Source organism: Alteromonas genovensis, from assembly GCF_010500895.1.
GTDB classification, from domain to species: Bacteria; Pseudomonadota; Gammaproteobacteria; order Enterobacterales; family Alteromonadaceae; genus Alteromonas; species Alteromonas genovensis.
The window spans coordinates 1-1,397 of record NZ_JAAAWO010000028.1 but is presented as its reverse complement, the minus strand read 5'-3'; the positions used below and the strand labels follow the sequence as shown (position 1 = coordinate 1,397).

Below are 1,397 nucleotides of genomic sequence, written 5' to 3'. Positions count from 1 at the left end.
TTGGGTGTTGTATGGTTAAGCCTCTCGGGCAATTAGTACAGGTTAGCTTAACGCCTTACAACGCTTCCACACCCTGCCTATCAACGTCATCGTCTATAACAACCCTTCCAGAACTTAAAGTTCAGGGATGACTCATCTCTGGGCCGGCTTCCCGCTTAGATGCTTTCAGCGGTTATCCGTTCCGAACGTAGCTACCGGGCAATGCCATTGGCATGACAACCCGAACACCAGCGGTTCGTCCACTCCGGTCCTCTCGTACTAGGAGCAGCTCCCATCAATCATCCAACGCCCACACCAGATAGGGACCGAACTGTCTCACGACGTTCTAAACCCAGCTCGCGTACCACTTTAAATGGCGAACAGCCATACCCTTGGGACCGACTTCAGCCCCAGGATGTGATGAGCCGACATCGAGGTGCCAAACACCGCCGTCGATATGAACTCTTGGGCGGTATCAGCCTGTTATCCCCGGAGTACCTTTTATCCGTTGAGCGATGGCCCTTCCATACAGAACCACCGGATCACTATGACCTACTTTCGTACCTGCTCGACGTGTCTGTCTCGCAGTTAAGCTAGCTTATGCCATTGCACTAACCTCACGATGTCCGACCGTGATTAGCTAACCTTCGTGCTCCTCCGTTACTATTTGGGAGGAGACCGCCCCAGTCAAACTACCCACCAGACACTGTCCACAACCCCGATAAGGGGCCAATGTTAGAACATCAAACATACAAGGGTGGTATTTCAAGGACGGCTCCACACAATCTAGCGACTGTGCTTCGAAGCCTCCCACCTATCCTACACATGTAGGTTCAATGTTCAGTGCCAAGCTGTAGTAAAGGTTCACGGGGTCTTTCCGTCTAGGTGCGGGTACACAGCATCTTCACTGCGATTTCAATTTCACTGAGTCTCGGGTGGAGACAGCGTGGCCATGGTTACACCATTCGTGCAGGTCGGAACTTACCCGACAAGGAATTTCGCTACCTTAGGACCGTTATAGTTACGGCCGCCGTTTACCGGGGCTTCGATCAAGAGCTTCGCTTACGCTAACCCCATCAATTAACCTTCCGGCACCGGGCAGGTGTCACACCCTATACGTCCTCTTGCGAGTTTGCAGAGTGCTGTGTTTTTAATAAACAGTCCCAGCCACCTGGTCACTGCGGCCCTCATTCGCTCAAGGAGCAAGTCCTATCACGAGCAAGGGCGTACCTTCTCCCGAAGTTACGGTACAATTTTGCCGAGTTCCTTCACCCGAGTTCTCTCAAGCGCCTTAGTATTCTCTACCTGACCACCTGTGTCGGTTTGGGGTACGGTTCATATAATCATAAGTTTAGAAGCTTTTCCTGGAAGCAGGGCATCAACAACTTCACTCCCTTGGGAGCTCGTCTCGTGTCTCG

General features: G+C 52.1%; 1 rRNA gene. It reads right to left on the bottom strand.

Going from position 1 to position 1,397, the window contains the following annotated elements:
* Positions 1 to 11 precede the first annotated feature (11 nt).
* A 23S ribosomal RNA gene (locus GTQ48_RS17405) occupies positions 12 to 1,397 on the bottom strand; the annotation flags it as partial.